Below are 17,960 nucleotides of genomic sequence, written 5' to 3'. Positions count from 1 at the left end.
CCGACAAAAAAGAAGGGCGAGGCCACCGCAACGACGCGGCGCCCCACCCTTTTCTTGTTCTGACTCCGGCCGCCCTTCGGGCGCCCGGTCATTCCATTCGCGGCGGACCGCTCAACGCAGGCCCGCGATGTAATCCGCGACGGCCTTGATCTCGGTATCCGACAGCCGCGACGCGATCTGATGCATCGCCTCGTTGTTGTTGCGCGCGCCGGCACCCTGCTGGAACGCGGTCAACTGCGCGACCGTGTAATCGGCCCATTGCCCCGACAGACGCGGGTACTGGACCGGGATCCCCTGCCCCGTCGGCCCGTGGCAGCTCGCGCAGGCGGGGACACCCTTTTCCGCGATGCCGCCGCGATAGATCTTCTGGCCGATCGGCACGGCCGCCGCATCGCGCGCGGTACCGAGCTTCGTCGTCTGCGACCCGTAGTACGCGGCGACATTGCGCATGTCGTCCGCGCTCAACGCGCTCGCGAATCCGACCATCACCGCGTTGTTACGCGCCGGCCCCTTCGCGCCCGGCTGCGCCTTGAAGTCGTTCAACTGCTTGACCAGATATTCGGGATGCTGGCCGGCAAGCTTCGGGAAACTGCCCGACGCGCTGTTGCCGTCGGCGCCGTGACACGACGCGCAAACCTGCCCGGCAATCGCCTTGCCGCGGTCCAGATCCGGTTTGGCCGCATCTGCCGCGTTTGCCTCCGCTACGAAACCTACGAACCCTGCTGCAACCTGAAGCACCATCAGAGACTTGCACAGTCGATTCATTCGCACACCCTGTTTCGTCTTGTGGGAATTTGAGGTTCTGCAAAAAACGACGGCGTTCAGTCTACCGCAGAAGCCACATAAAAGCGCGAGGCAGGCGCCCGGTGGCCTTCGGTAAAACCGCCGTATTGTACAATATCGTGCTGAAAGCTCCCGCGCCTATCGGGGCTACCCCGCCTCCACCAAGCGGCTCGCGCCGCCCGTCCTTCCGGTTCCCATGGCCTTTCTGCTCCATCAAGCCCGCTTCTACACGACCGTCAACCATCTGCGCGACCTGCCGCCGACGGTCCAGCCGGAAATCGCGTTCGCGGGCCGCTCGAATGCCGGCAAGTCGACGGCGATCAACGTGCTGTGCAACCAGAAGCGGCTGGCCTTCGCGTCGAAGACGCCCGGCCGCACGCAGCATATCAACTACTTCTCCGTCGGCCCGGCCGCCGAGCCCGTCGCGAATCTCGTCGACCTGCCCGGCTACGGCTATGCGGAAGTGCCCGGCGCCGCGAAGGCGCACTGGGAGATGCTGCTGTCGTCCTATCTCGCGACGCGCTCGCAGCTCTGCGGTCTGATCCTGATGATGGATTCGCGCCGCCCGCTCACCGAGCTCGATCGCCGGATGATCGAGTGGTTCGCACCGACCGGCAAGCCGATCCACACGCTGCTGACGAAGTGCGACAAATTGACGCGCCAGGAAAGCATCAACGCGCTGCGCAACACGCAAAAGGGGCTCGACGCGTATCGCGACCAGGGTGTGAAGGGCAAGCTGACGGTCCAGCTGTTCTCGGCGCTGAAGCGCACGGGGCTCGACGAGGCTCATGAACTGATCGAGAGCTGGCTGCGGCCGTCCGTCGCCGACGAAAAAGGCGAGCCTGTAGCACAATGAGCGGGCAACGCGCGGCTGGGATCGGCCGTGCGCACCTGACGGCACCTGCGAATTCGGCCGGCTCATAAAAAAACCCGCCGTTGAACGGCGGGTCAAACAGCCTAATCGAAAAACGACAGGCACCCGCTCAGGGAGGAGAAGCGGGGAGCTGCACGCAACGCGGGCCGCTCGATCGCTATCATATACCAACGATCTCGAAAATGACCTAAGGGTTCCGTAAGGTTCTTCTTGCCCTGATTTCTGCCAAATCGCCATGAGCTTCCATCCGCTTCATCGTCCGCGCCGGATGCGCCGCGACGACTTCTCCCGCCGCCTGATGCGCGAAAACCGCCTGACCACCGACGACCTGATCTACCCGGTGTTCGTCGTCGAAGGCACCAACGAACGCCAGCCCATCCCGTCGATGCCCGGCGTCGAACGCGTGTCGGTCGATCTGCTGATGCACGTCGCCGAGCAATGCGTCGAACTCGGCGTGCCCGTGCTGTCGCTGTTCCCGGCCATCGAGCCGTCGCTGAAGACGCCGGACGGCCGCGAGGCGGCCAATCCGGAGGGCCTGATCCCGCGCGCGGTGCGCGAGCTGAAGAAGCACTTCCCCGAACTCGGCGTGCTGACCGACGTCGCGCTCGATCCGTACACGAGCCACGGCCAGGACGGTGTGCTCGACGAGAACGCCTACGTGATCAACGACGACACGATCGAGATCCTGGTCGACCAGGCTCGCGCGCAGGCTGAAGCCGGCGTCGACATCGTCGCGCCGTCGGACATGATGGACGGCCGCATCGGCGCGATCCGCGAGATGCTGGAAAGCGACGGCCATATCCATACGCGGATCATGGCCTACTCGGCGAAGTTCGCGTCGGCGTTCTACGGCCCGTTCCGCGACGCGGTCGGTTCGGCGTCCAATCTGGGCAAGGGCAACAAGATGACCTACCAGATGGATCCGGCGAACAGCGACGAAGCGCTGCGCGAAGTGCGCCTCGACATCGACGAAGGCGCCGACATGGTGATGGTCAAGCCCGGCATGCCGTATCTCGACATCGTGCGCCGCGTAAAGGACGAGTTCCGCTTCCCGACCTACGTGTACCAGGTGAGCGGCGAGTACGCGATGCTGAAGGCGGCCGCGATGAACGGGTGGCTCGACCACGACAAGGTCGTGCTCGAATCGCTGCTCGCGTTCAAGCGCGCGGGCGCCGACGGCGTGCTCACGTACTTCGCGCTCGATGCCGCGCGTCTGCTGAAAGCGCAACGCTGATCGCGCACCGGCACGCACCTGCAAAAAACGGCGGAACACCCCGGTGTTCCGCCGTTTTTTGTTTACCGTCGATCGCGGTTGTCAGCCGGCCCGAATCGTCTCTTCCGCGGTTCGCCTCCGGCGGGTCATCGTCATACCGTCGGAACGGCTGCCCGGTCGAGGCTGCGCAAGAAGGTGTCGGCCGCCTGATAGCCGACCACGCGGCCGATCTCGTTGCCGTTGCGATCGAAGAAGATGATGCCCGGCGGCCCGAACAGGTTGAAGCGCTTGAGGAGCGCCTGATCGTCCGCGTTGTTCGCGGTGACGTCCGCGCGCACGAGGTGAAGCCGCGCGAGCCGCGCCTGCACGCGCGCGTCGGTGAACGTCAGATGTTCCATCTCCTTGCAGCTCACGCACCAGTCGGCGTAGAAGTCGAGCATCACGGGCTGGCCCGATGTCTTGAGCAGCGCATCCAGTTCGCCAATGGAGCGCACCGGCGCGAACGCAGGGCCATCCTGCGCGGCAGCCACGCCGGCCGTCGCCGCGCCGCCGGACGCCACCGTACGCGCCGCCAGCACGGCCAGCGGCTTGACGGGATCGCTCGAGCCCGCGGCCAGGCCGACGAGCAGCGTCGCGGCCCAGATCGCGAGCGCGGCCCCCAAGCCGCGGCCCAGGCGGCGCCAGATCGACGCAGCGCCGGCATTCGGCGTGAACAGTCCGAGCGCCGCAGCCGCGATCAGCAGCCACAACGCCGCGAGCACCATCTTCAGCCCGCCCGCCAACACCGGCCATACGATCCACAGCGCGGCTGCGAGCAGCACGATGCCGAAGAACACCTTCACGCCGTCCATCCACGCGCCCGCGCGCGGCAGCACCGTGCCGGCCCCGACGCCGACGACCAGCAGCGGCACGCCGAGCCCCAGCCCCATCGCGAACAGCGCGGCACCGCCGAGCAACGCATTGCCCGTGTGCGCGATGAACGCGAGCACGGCGAACAACGGCGCCGTCATGCACGCGCCGACGACCAGCGCCGACAACGCACCCATCGCCGCGACCGCGACGAAGTGGCCGCCCTGGCGCGCGCTCGATGCGTCGGCCGCGCCGTTCTGCCAGCGCGCCGGCAGTGCGATGTCCCTGCCCGAGATCAGCGACACCGCGAACGCGGTCAGCAGCACGCCGAATGCGCCGAGCACCCACGGGTTCTGCAACCACGCGCCGAGGCTCTGACCGACCAGCGCGGCGGCGATGCCGAGTACCGTGTAGACCAGCGCCATGCCGAGCACGTAAGTCAGCGACAGCGCGAAGCCGCGTGCGTGCGTCGCGCGCGTGCCCTGGCCGATGATGATCGCGGACACGATCGGAATCATCGGGTACGAACACGGCAGCAGGCTCAGCACGACACCCGCGAGGAAGTAGAGCGCGACGATCGTGAAGAAGCCGTGGCCTTCGAGCAGCGACTGCGCGAAATCGGCGCTCGTGACCTTGTCGAACCAGCTACCCGCGGCAGCCGTGTCGCTGGATGACGATGCGGCGCCGAGCGCGGCGCCGTCGACCTTCACCACGTGCTCGGCCGGCGGATAGCAGATCCCTTCGTCCGCGCACCCTTGCGACGTCACCGCGAGTTCGAACGGCCCGGCCGCCTGCTTCACCGGCACGTGAACGACCACTTCGTCACGATAGGTCTCGACGTCCTTCTGGAACGTCTGGTCGAACTTCACGTGGCCGGCCGGGTACTGCGGCTCGCCGAGCGTCGCCTGGCCGCTCTTCACCGCGAACGCGAAGCGCTCGCGGTACATGTAGTAGCCGTTGGCGATCTTGAAGCGGACGTCGACCTGTCCCGGCGATTCGCTCGCGCTGAACTTGAACGCAACCGACGGATCGAGGAAATCGTCGGCCGCGCGCGCGACGGACAGGCCGCCCAGCACGAGCACGAACGACAACAGGACCGCAAGAAACCGCAGCGCGCGCACGCGCACCGAAAGCGCCATACCGTTAAACATGAAATTGACGTTGAGTTTCGCTGGTCACCCATTGGCCATACGCGGCCGATGCCGTCGTCTGCCACGAGACGATTTCGGGCGTCTCGTACGGGTGATGCGCGAGAATAAATCGCTCCAGTTCGAGCGCCCGGATGGGGCTCGTCTTGAACAGCAACTGGATCTCGTCAGCCGTTTCGACCTTGCCCTGCCAGTGATAGCGCGACTTGATCGTGCCGAGCTCCGACACGCACGCCGCAAGCCGCGCGTCGAGCGCGCCGTCGGCGAGCGCCGCGGCCGTCGCCGCATCGGGGACCGTCGTCAGCATCAGCACCACTATCATCCGCGCTCTCCTCGCTGGTGTGCCGGCTCCTGCCGGCGCCCGTTACCCGTTCAGGAACCGCGCCGGTTGCCCGTATCGTAGCGCAGCCCGCGCGACGCTGCCGGCACCGGCCTGCGACAATCGATCGCAGCCGGCATCTCGAAAACAAAAAGGGCCAAGCAATTGCTCGGCCCCTTTCAGATACTGCTGCGTACCGGAAGCTTACTCAGCTTCTTGCACGTTTTCCGTTTCGTCGACTTCCGGACGGTCGAGCAGTTCGACCAGTGCCATCGGTGCGTTGTCGCCCACGCGGAAGCCGAACTTCAGCACGCGCAGGTAGCCGCCCGGGCGGTTCGCGAAACGCGGGCCGAGGACGTCGAACAGCTTCGCGACCGAGTCACGATCGCGCAGGCGGTTGAACGCCAGGCGACGGTTTGCCAGCGACGGCTTCTTGCCGAGCGTGATCAGCGGCTCGACGACTTTACGGAGTTCCTTCGCCTTCGGCAGCGTCGTCTTGATGACTTCGTGCTCGATCAGCGAGTTGGACATGTTACGGAGCATAGCCAGACGGTGGCTGCTCGTGCGATTCAGTTTCCGCAGACCATGACGATGGCGCATTTCAGTTTCCTTGATTCAAAGTTTTGATCCAGCTCTTCTATCGCACCTCGGAGGGTGCACGGGCCGGTAACGAAAAAAAGCAAGATGCGGATTTTAAAGGAAAATCCGCATCCTTGCCAACTACAGCTATAGCGAGGCTACAACCGGGCTTACTTGTCGAGACCAGCCGGCGGCCAGTTCTCGAGCTTCATGCCCAGCGTGAGACCGCGCGAAGCGAGCACTTCCTTGATCTCGTTGAGCGACTTGCGACCGAGGTTCGGCGTCTTCAGCAGCTCGTTTTCCGTGCGCTGGATCAGATCGCCGATGTAGTAGATGTTCTCGGCCTTCAGGCAGTTCGCCGAACGAACCGTCAGCTCGAGATCGTCCACCGGACGCAGCAGGATCGGATCGATCTGCGGTGCACGCGACGGCGCTTCGGCTGCCGTTTCCGTGCCTTCCAGCGCCGCGAACACGGACAACTGGTCGACCAGGATGCGGGCCGACTGGCGGATCGCTTCTTCCGGCGTGATCACGCCGCTCGTCTCGATGTTCATCACGAGCTTGTCGAGGTCGGTACGCTGCTCGACACGTGCGCTCTCGACAGCGTAGCTCACGCGGCGAACCGGCGAGAACGATGCGTCGAGGACGATGCGGCCGATGATCTTGGCCGTGTCTTCGCCGTAGCGACGGACGTTGCCGGGCACATAGCCGCGACCCTTTTCGATCTTGATCTGAACGTCGAGCTTGCCACCCTTCGACAGGTGCGCAATCACGTGATTCGGATTGATGACTTCGCAATCGTGAGCCAGCTCGATATCGCCGGCCGTCACGACGCCTTCGCCTTCCTTGCGCAGCGTAACCGTCACTTCGTCACGGTTATGCAGCTTGAACACCACGCCCTTCAGGTTCAGCAGCAGGTTGACGACGTCTTCCTGCACGCCATCCAGCGTCGAGTACTCGTGCACCACGCCCGCGATCGTGACTTCGGTCGGCGCGTAGCCCACCATCGACGACAGCAGCACGCGGCGAAGCGCATTGCCCAAGGTGTGGCCGTAACCGCGTTCAAACGGTTCCATGACCACCCTCGCGTGGTTCTCGCCCAGCGATTCCACGGCGATGATCTTGGGTTTCAGCAAACTGGTTTGCATGGGCTTTCCTTTTCAATACCCTCGGCTCGTTACACCGATAAGGCTGACCGGTAACAACCAGAAAATAAACAGCCGAGGCCCCTCCTTGCGCAACGCAATCGGGGTACCTCGGCCGTCAATCGGATTAACGCGAATACAATTCGACGATCAGGCTTTCGTTGATGTCGCCTGCGATTTCAGCGCGTTCCGGCATTTGCTTGAACGTGCCTTCGAACTTCTTCGCATCGACTGCAACCCAGCTCGGCATGCCGCCTTGCTCGGCCAGCGACAGCGCTTCGACGATACGCGCCTGCTTCTTCGCCTTTTCGCGGATCGCGATGACGTCACCCGCCTTCACTTGCTGCGACGGGACGTTTGCGACGACGCCGTTCACGGTGATCGACTTGTGGCTCACCAGCTGACGCGCTTCAGCGCGGGTCGAGCCGAAACCCATGCGATACACGACGTTGTCGAGGCGCGATTCGAGCAGTTGCAGCAGGTTTTCACCCGTGTTGCCCTTGCGGCGATCGGCTTCAGCGAAGTAACGACGGAACTGACGTTCCAGCACGCCGTAGATACGCTTGACCTTCTGCTTTTCGCGCAGCTGCGTACCGTAGTCGGACGTACGTGCGCCCGAGGTACGGCCGTGCTGACCCGGCTTGCTGTCGAGCTTGCACTTGTCGGCGAGCGAGCGGCGCGCGCTCTTCAGGAACAGGTCGGTGCCTTCACGGCGGGACAGCTTGGCTTTGGGGCCGATATAACGTGCCACTTTGCATTCCTTTATCAATCAGTCACGCGGATCGGAATCCGCGCTAGTCCGCTCCCTTTGGGGCGAACGGTGGGCTTAGTCAATCAAAAAAGCAACGCCCGTCGACGCTGAGCGGCGACAGGCAATGCGCTAGCACGAGCGTGCCAGCACATCCTTAGATACGACGACGCTTCGGCGGGCGGCAGCCGTTGTGCGGAATCGGGGTGACGTCCGAAATCGCGGTGATCTTGATGCCGAGGCCGTGCAGTGCGCGCACTGCCGACTCGCGACCCGGGCCCGGGCCCTTGATCCGCACTTCCAGATTCTTCACGCCGTATTCCATCGCGACGCGGCCAGCCGACTCGGCTGCGACCTGAGCAGCGAACGGCGTCGATTTGCGCGAGCCCTTGAAGCCCTGACCGCCCGACGTCGCCCATGCCAGAGCGTTGCCTTGGCGATCGGTGATCGTGATGATCGTGTTGTTGAACGACGCGTGAACGTGAACCACGCCTTCAGCGACGTTCTTCTTAACCTTCTTGCGAACGCGTTGCGCCGCGGTGTTCGAAGCCTTAGCCATTACGTTTTCCTGTAACTGTCAGTTCCGCTTACTTCTTCAGCGCTTGCGCTGCACGACGCGGACCCTTGCGGGTACGTGCGTTCGTACGCGTACGCTGACCGCGCATCGGCAGGCCCTTGCGATGACGGACGCCGCGGTAGCAACCGAGGTCCATCAGGCGCTTGATGTTCATCGTCACTTCACGGCGCAGATCGCCTTCGACGACAAACTTGCCTACTTCTTCACGCAGCTTTTCCAGGTCTGCGTCGGTCAGATCCTTGACCTTCTTCGAAAAATCGACGCCAGCTGCCACGCAGATGCTGCGCGAACGGGTGCGGCCGATACCGAAGATAGCCGTCAGGCCGATCTCGGTATGCTGGTGATTCGGGATGTTAACCCCTGCGATACGAGCCATTGTTTTTCCTCAAACAAAAAGCGCAAACAAACGCGCGGTCAGCCTTGGCGCTGCTTGTGGCGCGGATCCGAGCTGCAGATCACGCGAACGACGCCTTTGCGCTTGATGATCTTGCAATTGCGGCAAATGCGCTTAACCGATGCCATCACTTTCATGATAATACCCTTTTTTCAAATCACTTCGCCCGGAACACGATCCGCGCACGAGACAGATCGTAAGGCGTCAATTCAACCGTCACCTTGTCGCCCGGCAGGATGCGGATGTAGTGCATCCGCATCTTCCCGGAAATATGCCCCAACACGACATGGCCGTTTTCCAGCTTCACGCGGAAGGTCGCATTCGGGAGGTTTTCAATCACCTCACCCTGCATCTGGATTACATCGTCTTTGGCCATAGTCCTTTCAACGCATCGGGATGTTGCCGCCCTTGAAGTTTGCCTTCTTGAGCAGCGACTCATACTGTTGCGACATAACGTACGACTGCACCTGCGCCATAAAGTCCATCGTGACGACGACAATGATCAGCAGCGACGTTCCACCAAAATAAAACGGCACGTTCCAGCGCAGCACCAGGAATTCCGGCAGCAGACACACGAAGACGATGTAGATCGCACCGGCCAGCGTCAGACGCGTGAGGATGCGGTCGATATATCGCGCGGTCTGATCGCCCGGACGGATGCCCGGAACAAACGCGCCGCTCTTCTTCAGGTTATCCGCGGTCTCCCTGCTGTTGAACACCAGTGCGGTGTAGAAGAAGCAGAAAAACACGATCGCCAGCGTGTACAGCAGCACATACACCGGCTGGCCCGGCTTCAGCGCTTCCGCAACGTTATGCAACGTATTGGAAATCCAGCTTCCCGTCGGCTGACCGGTACTGAACCAGCCGAGAATCGTTGCCGGGAACAGAATGATCGACGATGCGAAGATCGGCGGAATCACGCCCGACATGTTCAGCTTCAGCGGCAGATGCGACGACTGCCCACCGTAGATCTTGTTGCCGACCTGGCGCTTCGCGTAGTTCACGAGGATCTTGCGCTGACCGCGTTCGATGAACACGACCAGGTAAGTCACCGCGGCGATCAGAACGACGATGATGATCGCCGAAATGATGCTCATCGAACCCGTACGCACCAGTTCGAACAACCCACCCACGGCATTCGGGAACCCTGCTGCGATCCCGCCGAAGATGATGATCGAGATACCGTTGCCCAGACCACGCTCGGTAATCTGCTCGCCGAGCCACATCAGGAACATCGTGCCCGTTACCAGCGTCACGACCGTCGTCAGACGGAACAGCATGCCGGGATCGGTGACGAGGCCCGGCTGATTTTCCAGCGCAGCCGCGATACCGAACGCCTGGAAGGTCGCGAGCACCACGGTGAAATACCGCGTGTACTGCGTGATCTTCCGTTGCCCTGCCTGCCCTTCCTTCTTCAGCGCCTCGAGCTGCGGCGAAACGATCGCCAGCAACTGCATGATGATCGACGCCGAGATGTACGGCATGATCCCCAGCGCAAAGATCGTGAAGCGGGAAAGTGCGCCACCCGAGAACATGTTGAACATGCCCAGGATGCCGCCCGCCTGGCTCTGGAACAGCTTGGCCAGTTGATCCGGATCGATGCCCGGCACGGGAATGTGCGCGCCGATGCGATAGACGATCAGCGCCAGGAGCAGGAACATCGCTCGCCGGCGCAGATCGCCGAATTTCGCCGTGCTTCGACCGGGTTTTGCAAGACTCGGGCTGTTAGCCAAGTACCTTCTCCGATGAATGCAAGTGACGACGCGCTACGCGTGTCACTCGGCGAACGAACCGCCAGCCGCTTCGATCGCAGCGCGCGCACCCTTGGTGGCACCGAGACCCTTCACGACGATCTTGCGCTTCAGTTCGCCCGTCGCGATGATCTTTGCGCTCTTCGTCAGCTCGCCGACCAGGCCGGCTTGCTTCAGTGCGAGCAGATCGATTTCGTCGACCGGCAGCTTCTCGAGGTCGCCCAGGCGCACTTCACCGACGAATTCCTTCGTCAGCGACGTGAAGCCGCGCTTCGGCAGACGACGTTGCAGCGGCATCTGACCGCCTTCGAAACCGACTTTGTGGAAGCCGCCCGAACGCGATTTCTGACCCTTGTGACCACGGCCAGCCGTCTTGCCGAGGCCCGAACCGATGCCACGACCGACGCGACGCTTGGCGTGCTTGGCGCCAGCGGCCGGCTTCAGGTTATTCAATTCCATATCAACTCCTTGATCCGTAGGGCCGCTTACGCGATGACCTTAACGAGGTACGAGACCTTGTTGATCATGCCGCGGACCGCCGGCGTGTCCTGCAGCTCGCTAACCGAGTTGAGTCGGCGCAGGCCCAGGCCACGCACGGTCGCGCGGTGCGATTCGCGGGTCCCGATCAGGCTCTTGACGAGCTGAACCTTGACAGTTTTTTCAGACATGGTGACCACCCGGGCTTAGCCCAAAATTTCTTCGACGGACTTGCCGCGCTTCGCCGCGATGTCTGCCGGGGTCGACTGCTTGCGCAGGCCGTCCAGCGTGGCGCGAACGAGGTTGTACGGGTTCGTCGAACCGTGGCTCTTCGCCACGACGTTCTGAACGCCCATCACGTCGAACACTGCGCGCATCGGGCCACCGGCGATCACGCCCGTACCTGCCTTCGCCGGAGCGAGGAGGACGGCCGATGCGCCGTGCTTGCCGTGCACTTCGTGTTGCAGCGTGCCGTTCTTGAGCGGCACCTTGAACATGTTGCGGCGAGCTTGTTCCATTGCCTTCTGGACAGCGACCGGCACTTCCTTCGCCTTGCCCTTGCCCATACCGATGCGGCCATCGCCGTCGCCGACCACGGTCAGTGCGGCGAAGCCGAGAATACGGCCACCCTTCACGACCTTGGTCACGCGGTTGACCGAAATCATCTTTTCGCGAAGGCCGTCGTCGCGCTCGTCAGCCTGAACTTTCGCTTGCATCTTTGCCATGACGAATTCCTTCCTTAGAACTTGAGCCCAGCTTCGCGAGCTGCCTCAGCCAGCGCCTTGACGCGGCCGTGGTAGCGGAAGCCCGAGCGATCGAAGGCGACGGATTCGATGCCGGCAGCCTTTGCCTTCTCGGCAATACGCTTGCCGATCAGCGTCGCGGCATTCACGTTGCCGCCCTTGCCCGACTTGTCGGCCAGTTCAGCGCGCACTTCAGCTTCGAGCGTCGACGCGCTGGCGAGCACCTTGGTGCCGCAGGGCGAGAACACTTGAGCGTAGATGTGCGTGTTCGTGCGATGCACGGCGAGACGCGCGACCTGCAGCTCAGCGATCTTGATACGCGTCTGGCGAGCGCGGCGCAGGCGAGATTGAGTCTTATCCATGATTGCGCACCCTTACTTCTTCTTCGTTTCTTTGAGGATCACAACCTCGTCGGCATAACGCACGCCCTTGCCCTTGTAGGGCTCCGGCGGACGGTAACCGCGGACTTCCGCAGCCACTTGACCGACTTGTTGCTTGTTGATCCCCTTGATCACGATTTCGGTTTGCGTCGGGGTTTCAGCCTTGACGCCTTCCGGCATCTGGTGCACCACCGGGTGCGAGAAACCCAGCGACAGGTTCAGCTTGTCGCCTTGCGCTTGCGCACGGTAACCGACGCCAACCAGCGTCAGCTTGCGCTCGAAACCCTTGGTCACGCCGTGCACGGCATTCGCGATGATCGCGCGCATCGTGCCCGACAGTGCATTTGCTTCGCGGCTTTCGTCGACCGGCGACAGATTCAGCGTGCCGTCGTTGTTCGCCACGTTCACGAGCGGATTGATCGCTTGCGTGATGGTGCCCAGCGGGCCCTTGACGGTGATCGCACCGTCGGCCAGCTTGACTTCCGCGCCTTGCAGCGCGATCGGGCTCTTACCTACTCGAGACATGTTTCTCTCTCCTCGGCTTTAAGCGACGTAGCAGATGACTTCGCCGCCGACGCCGGTAGCGCGCGCCTTGCGGTCGGTCATCACGCCCTTCGGCGTCGACACGATTGCCACACCGAGGCCGTTCATGACCTGCGGAATGTCGTTACGGCCGCGGTACACGCGCAGACCAGGCTTCGACACGCGCTCGAGGCGTTCGATGACCGGGCGACCTGCGTAGTACTTCAGCGCGATATTCAGTTCGGACTTCGCACCTTCCGCCTTCACGGCGAAATCGTCGATATAACCTTCGTCCTTCAGGACTTGCGCGATTGCAACCTTGACCTTCGACGAGGGCATCGCGACCGATACCTTCTCGACCATCTGCGCGTTGCGGATGCGAGTCAGCATATCGGCGATAGGATCACTCATGCTCATTTACGTTTCTCCTATTACCAGCTCGCCTTGGTCAGGCCAGGAATCTCGCCACGGAATGCGATTTCACGAATCTTGTTACGCGCGAGGCCGAATTTACGGAACGTGCCACGCGGACGGCCCGTGATCGCGCAGCGGTTGCGCTGGCGGGTCGGGTTTGCGTTGCGGGGCAGTTGCTGCAGCTCCAGGCGTGCTTCGTAGCGCTCTTCTTCCGACTTGCTTTGGTCTTCGACGATCGCCTTCAGCGCTTCGCGCTTTGCTGCGAACTTCGCGACCAGGCGGGCGCGCTTCTTTTCACGTTCGATCAGTGCCAGTTTAGCCACGGTAACCTCAGTTTCTGAACGGGAACTTGAAGCTGGCGAGCAGAGCCTTTGCTTCGTCGTCGGTCTTCGCAGTCGTCGTGATGCTGATGTTCAGCCCACGCAGTGCGTCGATCTTGTCGTAATCGATTTCGGGGAAAATGATCTGCTCTTTCACACCGATGTTGTAGTTGCCACGGCCATCGAAAGCACGACCCGACACACCGCGGAAGTCACGCACGCGGGGCAGGGCAACCGTCACGAAACGGTCGAGGAATTCGTACATCGCGCGGCCACGCAGCGTCACCATCGCGCCGATCGGGTAACCCTGGCGGATCTTGAAGCCAGCGATTGCCTTGCGGGCCTTCGTGACGACCGGCTTCTGGCCGGCGATCTTCGTGAGGTCGCCAACGGCGTTCTCGATGATCTTCTTGTCAGCGATCGCTTCGCCAAGACCCATGTTCAGCGTGATCTTGGTGATGCGCGGCACTTCCATGACCGACTTGTAACCGAACTTCTCGATCAGGCCGGGCACAACCTTTTCTTTGTAAAACTCTTGAAAACGAGCCATTTTTTACTCCGCTGCGTCAGGCGCTCAGTACGGCACCGGTCGTCTTCAGGAAGCGAACCTTCTTGCCTTCCTCGACCTTGATGCCAACACGCGACGCCTTGCCATTCGCGTCGACCAGTGCGACGTTCGAAATATGCAGGGGCATCGTCTTCGCTTCCACGCCGCCCGTCGTACCCTTCATCGGGTTCGGCTTCACATGCTTCTTGACGAGGTTGATACCTTCAACCGTCACATGTTCAGCACCGACAGCCAGCACGACGCCGCGCTTGCCCTTGTCCTTGCCAGTGACGACGATGACTTCGTCACCTTTGCGAATCTTGTTCATCGCGACTCCTTACAGCACTTCCGGCGCCAGCGAAACGATCTTCATGAATCGTTCGCTACGCAGCTCACGCGTCACCGGCCCGAAGATACGGGTGCCGATCGGCTCGAGCTTGTTATTCAAAAGCACAGCGGCGTTGCCGTCGAACTTGATCAGCGAGCCGTCTTGACGGCGCACGCCCTTGGCGGTGCGGACCACCACGGCGTTGTAAATTTCGCCTTTCTTCACGCGCCCGCGCGGCGTTGCCTCTTTGACGCTCACCTTGATGATGTCGCCAATGCCGGCATAACGACGCTTCGAGCCGCCGAGCACCTTGATGCACAGGACTTCACGTGCACCCGTGTTGTCGGCTACTTCGAGCCGAGATTCGGTCTGGATCATGGTTTGTCTTTCCCAACTTAATCCGGATGCACCACCATGATGCATTCGGTCAGTCTTGGTCCCGTCAGCCAATCGGCTGCTTGGGTTGGAACAGCAGCGACGGCAAACGAAACCCGCCATCGCAATTCGGTGAATCTTTCGGACAGGCAGGCGCCAGTCCGCTTCCCCCACCAACTTCGCCCGCGACGGGGCTCCCATAAAGAGGGAAGACCGGGATTATAACAAATAATCCCGGTCACGCAAGCAAAAACTTTGCGATTTCAAGCACTTCGTGACGAAGTGCCCGTTACTGCCTACTGCGCTGCCCGCTTAGATGACACGAGCGGCTTCGACGAGGCGCGACACCGTCCAGGCCTTCGTCTTCGAAACAGGACGCGTTTCCTGGATTTCGACGAGATCGCCTTCGTTGTAGGTGTTCGCTTCATCGTGCGCGTGGTACTTCTTCGAACGCACGACATACTTGCCGTAGATCGGGTGCTTGACGCGGTGCTCGATCAGCACGGTGACGGTCTTGTCCATCTTGTTGCTGACGACCCGACCGACCAGCGTCCGCTTCAGCGAGGTTTTCACGCTATCGTTCATTTCTGGTTCGCCTTCTGAGTCATGACGGTCCGCACACGTGCGATGTCGCGACGAACCTTCTTCAGCTGGCTCGTGTTCGTGAGCTGCTGGGTCGCGAGTTGCATGCGCAGGCCGAATTGCGCCTTCAGCAGGTCCGCCAGCTCCTTGTTGAGCGCGGCCTGGTCTTTCTGGAGAAGTTCGGAAGCCTTCATGTTTTCTCCTTAGGCGCCGAGCTGGCGCACGATGAATGCCGTCTTCAGCGGCAGCTTGGCTGCAGCCAGACGGAACGCTTCGCGTGCCAGTTCTTCGGTTACGCCGTCCATTTCATAGAGCATCTTGCCCGGCTGAATCTCGGCGACGTAGTACTCCGGGTTACCCTTACCGTTACCCATACGCACTTCGGCCGGCTTCTGCGAAATCGGCTTGTCCGGGAAGATCCGGATCCAGATGCGGCCGCCACGCTTGATGTGACGCGTCATTGCACGACGCGCCGCTTCAATCTGACGTGCGGTCAAACGACCGCGACCGATCGCCTTCAGGCCGAATTCACCGAACGACACTGCGTTGCCGCGCGTCGCCTTGCCGGTGTTACGACCCTTCTGCTCTTTACGATACTTTCTGCGTTTCGGTTGCAGCATCGTTATTCTCCAGTCTTGCCGTCTTCGGGCTTGCCGGCGCCACGGCGCGGTGCGCCACGACGAGCACCCGGAGCGCCGCCTTCGCCGTCACGGCGCGGACGACGGTCGCCCGGACGCGCATTGCGACGCGGACGCTTGTCTTCGGCTACTTCTTCCACCACCGGTGCGTCGTTGCGGCCGAGCGTATCGCCCTTGTAGACCCACACCTTGACGCCGATGATCCCGTAAGTCGTCTTCGCTTCCGAAGTCGCGTAGTCGATATCAGCACGCAGCGTGTGAAGCGGCACGCGACCTTCGCGATACCACTCCGTACGAGCGATTTCGATACCGTTCAGACGGCCTGCGCTCATGATCTTGATGCCTTGGGCACCCAGACGCATCGCGTTCTGCATCGCACGCTTCATCGCGCGACGGAACATGATCCGGCGCTCGAGCTGTTGCGTGATCGAGTCGGCGATCAGCTGAGCATCGGTTTCCGGCTTGCGGATTTCCTCGATGTTGACGTGAACCGGCACGCCCATGCGGCGCTGCAGTTCCGTCTTCAGCTGTTCGATATCCTCGCCCTTCTTGCCGATGACCACGCCCGGACGCGAGCTGTAAATCGTGATGCGCGCGTTCTTCGCCGGACGCTCGATGACGACCCGACCGACCGAAGCGTTCTTCAGCTTCTTCTTCAGGTATTCACGAACACCGATGTCTTCCTGCAGCATCGCCGCGAAATTGTTGTTGTTCGCGTACCAACGCGAAGCCCAATTGCGGCTGACAGCCAGGCGGAAGCCAGTCGGATGAATTTTCTGTCCCATCGTATGGCTCCTTAATTCCCGACCGTCACAGTGATGTGACAGGATTGCTTCTCGATGCGGTTACCGCGGCCCTTGGCGCGCGCGGTGAAACGCTTGAGCGATGCAGCCTTGTCGACGTAGATGCTCTTGATCTTGAGCTCGTCGATATCAGCGCCTTCGTTGTGCTCCGCATTCGCGATTGCCGACAGCACAACCTTCTTCACGATGCCAGCCGCCTTCTTCGGCGAGAACGTCAGGACGTTCAGCGCCTTGTCGACCGGCAAACCGCGGATCTGGTCAGCCACAAGGCGCGTTTTCTGCGCCGAGATGCGGGCACCGCGATGAATTGCTTTCACTTCCATCTTGATTGCCCCTTATTTCTTGGCCTTCTTGTCGGCCGCGTGACCCTTGAACGTACGGGTCAGTGCGAACTCGCCAAGCTTGTGGCCGACCATGTTTTCCGAGATGTACACCGGAACGTGTTGACGGCCGTTGTGAACAGCGATCGTCAGGCCGATGAAATCCGGCAGAATCGTCGAGCGACGCGACCAGGTCTTGATCGGCTTTTTGTCGCGCGAAGCTGCAGCCGCCTCAACTTTCTTCAGCAAATGGGCGTCGCAGAACGGACCTTTTTTTACAGAACGTGCCATTGCCTACTCCTTAACGCTTGTGACGGCGCTGGACGATCATCGTCGTCGTGCGCTTGTTGCTGCGGGTGCGGTAACCCTTAGCCGGCGTACCCCACGGGCTCACCGGGTCGCGACCTGCAGCCGTCTTGCCCTCACCACCACCGTGCGGGTGATCAACCGGGTTCATCGCAACGCCACGCACCGTCGGGCGGATACCGCGCCAGCGGTTCGCGCCAGCCTTGCCGATCTGGCGCAGGCTATGCTCTTCGTTGCCGACTTCACCGATCGTTGCACGGCACTCGATGTGCACGCGGCGGATTTCGCCCGAACGCAGACGAACCTGCGCGTAGACGCCTTCACGTGCCAGCAGCATGGCCGACGTGCCAGCCGAACGCGCCATTTGCGCGCCCTTGCCCGGCAGCATCTCGATGCAGTGGATCGTCGTACCGACCGGAATATTGCGGATCGGCAGCGTGTTGCCTGCACGGATCGGCGCTTCCGAACCCGACATCAGCTGTTGGCCGACGGTCAGGCCCTTCGGGGCGATGATGTAACGACGTTCGCCGTCTGCGTAGAGCACCAGCGCGATGTTCGCGCTACGGTTCGGGTCGTACTCGAGACGCTCGACCTTTGCCGGGATGCCATCCTTCGTGCGACGGAAATCGACGATACGGTAGTGCTGCTTGTGACCACCACCCTTGTGACGCGTGGTGATACGACCGTTGTTGTTACGGCCGGCGGTCGAGCTCTGCGAGTCGAGCAGTGCCGCGTACGGCTTGCCCTGGTGCAGGTTCTTGTTGACCACCTTGACCATCGCGCGGCGACCCGGCGATGTCGGCTTAACTTTCACGATTGCCATGA

Annotated in this window: 30 protein-coding genes; 2 read left to right on the top strand and 28 right to left on the bottom strand. The window is 61.8% G+C overall.

Features of this window, described 5'->3' with window-relative positions; translation table 11 throughout:
- Positions 1–111 precede the first annotated feature (111 nt).
- Positions 112–765, bottom strand: coding sequence for a cytochrome c (locus tag CFB52_RS01725; RefSeq protein WP_059609112.1), 654 nt, complete (start codon positions 763–765; stop codon positions 112–114).
- A 214-nt stretch (positions 766–979) separates the two neighbouring features.
- Here CFB52_RS01725 and yihA point away from each other — a divergent pair, with 214 nt between their 5' ends.
- Entirely contained in the window at positions 980–1,639 is a 660-nt protein-coding gene (gene yihA / locus CFB52_RS01720) for a ribosome biogenesis GTP-binding protein YihA/YsxC (RefSeq protein ID WP_059640226.1), read from the top strand.
- Positions 1,640–1,892: 253 nt separating this feature from the next.
- Positions 1,893–2,891, top strand: a complete 999-nt coding sequence (gene hemB, locus CFB52_RS01715) for a porphobilinogen synthase (protein ID WP_050013164.1) — start codon at positions 1,893–1,895, stop codon at positions 2,889–2,891.
- A 131-nt stretch (positions 2,892–3,022) separates the two neighbouring features.
- On the opposite strand, the gene dsbD is transcribed toward hemB, so the two are convergent.
- From dsbD to rplB, 27 genes are all read right to left on the bottom strand, one after another.
- On the bottom strand, positions 3,023–4,870 hold the full coding sequence (dsbD, locus tag CFB52_RS01710) for a protein-disulfide reductase DsbD (protein ID WP_099315992.1): 1,848 nt from the start codon (positions 4,868–4,870) through the stop codon (positions 3,023–3,025).
- On the bottom strand, positions 4,863–5,189 hold the full coding sequence (gene cutA / locus CFB52_RS01705; RefSeq protein WP_059640232.1) for a divalent-cation tolerance protein CutA: 327 nt from the start codon (positions 5,187–5,189) through the stop codon (positions 4,863–4,865). Before cutA ends, dsbD begins: the two co-directional genes overlap by 8 nt.
- 201 nt (positions 5,190–5,390) lie before the next feature.
- The gene (gene rplQ, locus CFB52_RS01700; protein ID WP_006477175.1) at positions 5,391–5,786 is read right to left on the bottom strand and encodes a 50S ribosomal protein L17; all 396 of its coding nucleotides are present in this window, start codon (positions 5,784–5,786) and stop codon (positions 5,391–5,393) included.
- A 149-nt stretch (positions 5,787–5,935) separates the two neighbouring features.
- Positions 5,936–6,913, bottom strand: a complete 978-nt coding sequence (locus tag CFB52_RS01695; RefSeq protein WP_006477176.1) for a DNA-directed RNA polymerase subunit alpha — start codon at positions 6,911–6,913, stop codon at positions 5,936–5,938.
- A gap of 124 nt (positions 6,914–7,037) precedes the next feature.
- Positions 7,038–7,661, bottom strand: coding sequence for a 30S ribosomal protein S4 (gene rpsD / locus CFB52_RS01690; RefSeq protein WP_059577365.1), 624 nt, complete (start codon positions 7,659–7,661; stop codon positions 7,038–7,040).
- A 154-nt stretch (positions 7,662–7,815) separates the two neighbouring features.
- Entirely contained in the window at positions 7,816–8,217 is a 402-nt protein-coding gene (gene rpsK, locus CFB52_RS01685; protein ID WP_004197937.1) for a 30S ribosomal protein S11, read from the bottom strand.
- A gap of 28 nt (positions 8,218–8,245) precedes the next feature.
- Complete coding sequence (rpsM, locus tag CFB52_RS01680) at positions 8,246–8,611, bottom strand: 30S ribosomal protein S13 (protein WP_006400641.1); 366 nt, start codon at positions 8,609–8,611, stop codon at positions 8,246–8,248.
- Positions 8,612–8,649: 38 nt separating this feature from the next.
- Complete coding sequence (gene rpmJ, locus CFB52_RS01675) at positions 8,650–8,766, bottom strand: 50S ribosomal protein L36 (protein WP_004199844.1); 117 nt, start codon at positions 8,764–8,766, stop codon at positions 8,650–8,652.
- Positions 8,767–8,786: 20 nt separating this feature from the next.
- Positions 8,787–9,005: a translation initiation factor IF-1 gene (infA, locus tag CFB52_RS01670; protein WP_004521905.1), complete on the bottom strand. Its 219-nt coding sequence runs from the start codon at positions 9,003–9,005 to the stop codon at positions 8,787–8,789.
- A 7-nt stretch (positions 9,006–9,012) separates the two neighbouring features.
- Entirely contained in the window at positions 9,013–10,362 is a 1,350-nt protein-coding gene (secY, locus tag CFB52_RS01665; protein WP_006482915.1) for a preprotein translocase subunit SecY, read from the bottom strand.
- Between the two features lie 42 nt (positions 10,363–10,404).
- A complete protein-coding gene (rplO, locus tag CFB52_RS01660) occupies positions 10,405–10,839 on the bottom strand; it encodes a 50S ribosomal protein L15 (protein ID WP_006482880.1) in 435 nt (144 codons plus the stop codon).
- Between the two features lie 26 nt (positions 10,840–10,865).
- Positions 10,866–11,048, bottom strand: a complete 183-nt coding sequence (gene rpmD / locus CFB52_RS01655) for a 50S ribosomal protein L30 (protein WP_006400644.1) — start codon at positions 11,046–11,048, stop codon at positions 10,866–10,868.
- A 15-nt stretch (positions 11,049–11,063) separates the two neighbouring features.
- A complete protein-coding gene (rpsE, locus tag CFB52_RS01650) occupies positions 11,064–11,582 on the bottom strand; it encodes a 30S ribosomal protein S5 (RefSeq protein WP_006482895.1) in 519 nt (172 codons plus the stop codon).
- 14 nt (positions 11,583–11,596) lie between these two features.
- Positions 11,597–11,962: a 50S ribosomal protein L18 gene (gene rplR, locus CFB52_RS01645; protein ID WP_006477183.1), complete on the bottom strand. Its 366-nt coding sequence runs from the start codon at positions 11,960–11,962 to the stop codon at positions 11,597–11,599.
- 12 nt (positions 11,963–11,974) lie between these two features.
- Positions 11,975–12,505: a 50S ribosomal protein L6 gene (gene rplF / locus CFB52_RS01640; RefSeq protein WP_006477184.1), complete on the bottom strand. Its 531-nt coding sequence runs from the start codon at positions 12,503–12,505 to the stop codon at positions 11,975–11,977.
- 18 nt (positions 12,506–12,523) lie between these two features.
- Positions 12,524–12,919, bottom strand: a complete 396-nt coding sequence (gene rpsH / locus CFB52_RS01635) for a 30S ribosomal protein S8 (RefSeq protein ID WP_006477185.1) — start codon at positions 12,917–12,919, stop codon at positions 12,524–12,526.
- Positions 12,920–12,933: 14 nt separating this feature from the next.
- The gene (rpsN, locus tag CFB52_RS01630; RefSeq protein ID WP_006482884.1) at positions 12,934–13,239 is read right to left on the bottom strand and encodes a 30S ribosomal protein S14; all 306 of its coding nucleotides are present in this window, start codon (positions 13,237–13,239) and stop codon (positions 12,934–12,936) included.
- A gap of 7 nt (positions 13,240–13,246) precedes the next feature.
- A complete protein-coding gene (rplE, locus tag CFB52_RS01625; RefSeq protein ID WP_006482882.1) occupies positions 13,247–13,786 on the bottom strand; it encodes a 50S ribosomal protein L5 in 540 nt (179 codons plus the stop codon).
- Positions 13,787–13,802: 16 nt separating this feature from the next.
- Positions 13,803–14,111, bottom strand: a complete 309-nt coding sequence (gene rplX, locus CFB52_RS01620; protein ID WP_006477187.1) for a 50S ribosomal protein L24 — start codon at positions 14,109–14,111, stop codon at positions 13,803–13,805.
- A 9-nt stretch (positions 14,112–14,120) separates the two neighbouring features.
- The gene (rplN, locus tag CFB52_RS01615; RefSeq protein ID WP_006482918.1) at positions 14,121–14,489 is read right to left on the bottom strand and encodes a 50S ribosomal protein L14; all 369 of its coding nucleotides are present in this window, start codon (positions 14,487–14,489) and stop codon (positions 14,121–14,123) included.
- A 309-nt stretch (positions 14,490–14,798) separates the two neighbouring features.
- Positions 14,799–15,071, bottom strand: coding sequence for a 30S ribosomal protein S17 (gene rpsQ, locus CFB52_RS01610; RefSeq protein ID WP_006477189.1), 273 nt, complete (start codon positions 15,069–15,071; stop codon positions 14,799–14,801).
- Positions 15,068–15,262, bottom strand: a complete 195-nt coding sequence (gene rpmC, locus CFB52_RS01605) for a 50S ribosomal protein L29 (RefSeq protein WP_006400652.1) — start codon at positions 15,260–15,262, stop codon at positions 15,068–15,070. The genes rpsQ and rpmC overlap by 4 nt, the downstream gene beginning before the upstream one ends.
- Before the next feature lie 9 nt (positions 15,263–15,271).
- Positions 15,272–15,688, bottom strand: coding sequence for a 50S ribosomal protein L16 (gene rplP, locus CFB52_RS01600; protein WP_006482873.1), 417 nt, complete (start codon positions 15,686–15,688; stop codon positions 15,272–15,274).
- A gap of 2 nt (positions 15,689–15,690) precedes the next feature.
- Positions 15,691–16,491, bottom strand: coding sequence for a 30S ribosomal protein S3 (rpsC, locus tag CFB52_RS01595; RefSeq protein ID WP_006482899.1), 801 nt, complete (start codon positions 16,489–16,491; stop codon positions 15,691–15,693).
- Between the two features lie 11 nt (positions 16,492–16,502).
- A complete protein-coding gene (rplV, locus tag CFB52_RS01590; protein ID WP_004199272.1) occupies positions 16,503–16,832 on the bottom strand; it encodes a 50S ribosomal protein L22 in 330 nt (109 codons plus the stop codon).
- A gap of 12 nt (positions 16,833–16,844) precedes the next feature.
- Positions 16,845–17,120, bottom strand: a complete 276-nt coding sequence (gene rpsS, locus CFB52_RS01585) for a 30S ribosomal protein S19 (protein ID WP_004199273.1) — start codon at positions 17,118–17,120, stop codon at positions 16,845–16,847.
- 10 nt (positions 17,121–17,130) lie between these two features.
- Positions 17,131–17,958, bottom strand: a complete 828-nt coding sequence (rplB, locus tag CFB52_RS01580) for a 50S ribosomal protein L2 (RefSeq protein ID WP_034209733.1) — start codon at positions 17,956–17,958, stop codon at positions 17,131–17,133.
- Between the last annotated feature and the right edge of the window lie 2 nt (positions 17,959–17,960).

Origin of the sequence: Burkholderia sp. AU18528 (assembly GCF_002223215.2) — a bacterium.
In the GTDB taxonomy this organism is placed as follows: Bacteria; Pseudomonadota; Gammaproteobacteria; order Burkholderiales; family Burkholderiaceae; genus Burkholderia; species Burkholderia semiarida.
Note: the sequence above shows the minus strand (reverse complement) of the source record. Positions and strands in the feature narration are given on the sequence as shown.

What these genes read in the sequence shown, in the direction of transcription:
- CFB52_RS01725 (WP_059609112.1), bottom strand. Translation starts at nt 765, where the DNA reads ATGAATCGACTGTGCAAGTCTCTGATGGTGCTTCAGGTTGCAGCAGGG.
- yihA (WP_059640226.1), top strand. Translation starts at nt 980, where the DNA reads ATGGCCTTTCTGCTCCATCAAGCCCGCTTCTACACGACCGTCAACCAT.
- hemB (WP_050013164.1), top strand. Translation starts at nt 1,893, where the DNA reads ATGAGCTTCCATCCGCTTCATCGTCCGCGCCGGATGCGCCGCGACGAC.
- dsbD (WP_099315992.1), bottom strand. Translation starts at nt 4,870, where the DNA reads ATGTTTAACGGTATGGCGCTTTCGGTGCGCGTGCGCGCGCTGCGGTTT.
- cutA (WP_059640232.1), bottom strand. Translation starts at nt 5,189, where the DNA reads ATGATAGTGGTGCTGATGCTGACGACGGTCCCCGATGCGGCGACGGCC.
- rplQ (WP_006477175.1), bottom strand. Translation starts at nt 5,786, where the DNA reads ATGCGCCATCGTCATGGTCTGCGGAAACTGAATCGCACGAGCAGCCAC.
- CFB52_RS01695 (WP_006477176.1), bottom strand. Translation starts at nt 6,913, where the DNA reads ATGCAAACCAGTTTGCTGAAACCCAAGATCATCGCCGTGGAATCGCTG.
- rpsK (WP_004197937.1), bottom strand. Translation starts at nt 8,217, where the DNA reads ATGGCTAAGGCTTCGAACACCGCGGCGCAACGCGTTCGCAAGAAGGTT.
- rpsM (WP_006400641.1), bottom strand. Translation starts at nt 8,611, where the DNA reads ATGGCTCGTATCGCAGGGGTTAACATCCCGAATCACCAGCATACCGAG.
- rpmJ (WP_004199844.1), bottom strand. Translation starts at nt 8,766, where the DNA reads ATGAAAGTGATGGCATCGGTTAAGCGCATTTGCCGCAATTGCAAGATC.
- infA (WP_004521905.1), bottom strand. Translation starts at nt 9,005, where the DNA reads ATGGCCAAAGACGATGTAATCCAGATGCAGGGTGAGGTGATTGAAAAC.
- rplO (WP_006482880.1), bottom strand. Translation starts at nt 10,839, where the DNA reads ATGGAATTGAATAACCTGAAGCCGGCCGCTGGCGCCAAGCACGCCAAG.
- rpmD (WP_006400644.1), bottom strand. Translation starts at nt 11,048, where the DNA reads ATGTCTGAAAAAACTGTCAAGGTTCAGCTCGTCAAGAGCCTGATCGGG.
- rpsE (WP_006482895.1), bottom strand. Translation starts at nt 11,582, where the DNA reads ATGGCAAAGATGCAAGCGAAAGTTCAGGCTGACGAGCGCGACGACGGC.
- rplR (WP_006477183.1), bottom strand. Translation starts at nt 11,962, where the DNA reads ATGGATAAGACTCAATCTCGCCTGCGCCGCGCTCGCCAGACGCGTATC.
- rplF (WP_006477184.1), bottom strand. Translation starts at nt 12,505, where the DNA reads ATGTCTCGAGTAGGTAAGAGCCCGATCGCGCTGCAAGGCGCGGAAGTC.
- rpsH (WP_006477185.1), bottom strand. Translation starts at nt 12,919, where the DNA reads ATGAGCATGAGTGATCCTATCGCCGATATGCTGACTCGCATCCGCAAC.
- rplE (WP_006482882.1), bottom strand. Translation starts at nt 13,786, where the DNA reads ATGGCTCGTTTTCAAGAGTTTTACAAAGAAAAGGTTGTGCCCGGCCTG.
- rplX (WP_006477187.1), bottom strand. Translation starts at nt 14,111, where the DNA reads ATGAACAAGATTCGCAAAGGTGACGAAGTCATCGTCGTCACTGGCAAG.
- rplN (WP_006482918.1), bottom strand. Translation starts at nt 14,489, where the DNA reads ATGATCCAGACCGAATCTCGGCTCGAAGTAGCCGACAACACGGGTGCA.
- rpsQ (WP_006477189.1), bottom strand. Translation starts at nt 15,071, where the DNA reads ATGAACGATAGCGTGAAAACCTCGCTGAAGCGGACGCTGGTCGGTCGG.
- rpmC (WP_006400652.1), bottom strand. Translation starts at nt 15,262, where the DNA reads ATGAAGGCTTCCGAACTTCTCCAGAAAGACCAGGCCGCGCTCAACAAG.
- rplP (WP_006482873.1), bottom strand. Translation starts at nt 15,688, where the DNA reads ATGCTGCAACCGAAACGCAGAAAGTATCGTAAAGAGCAGAAGGGTCGT.
- rpsC (WP_006482899.1), bottom strand. Translation starts at nt 16,491, where the DNA reads ATGGGACAGAAAATTCATCCGACTGGCTTCCGCCTGGCTGTCAGCCGC.
- rplV (WP_004199272.1), bottom strand. Translation starts at nt 16,832, where the DNA reads ATGGAAGTGAAAGCAATTCATCGCGGTGCCCGCATCTCGGCGCAGAAA.
- rpsS (WP_004199273.1), bottom strand. Translation starts at nt 17,120, where the DNA reads ATGGCACGTTCTGTAAAAAAAGGTCCGTTCTGCGACGCCCATTTGCTG.
- rplB (WP_034209733.1), bottom strand. Translation starts at nt 17,958, where the DNA reads ATGGCAATCGTGAAAGTTAAGCCGACATCGCCGGGTCGCCGCGCGATG.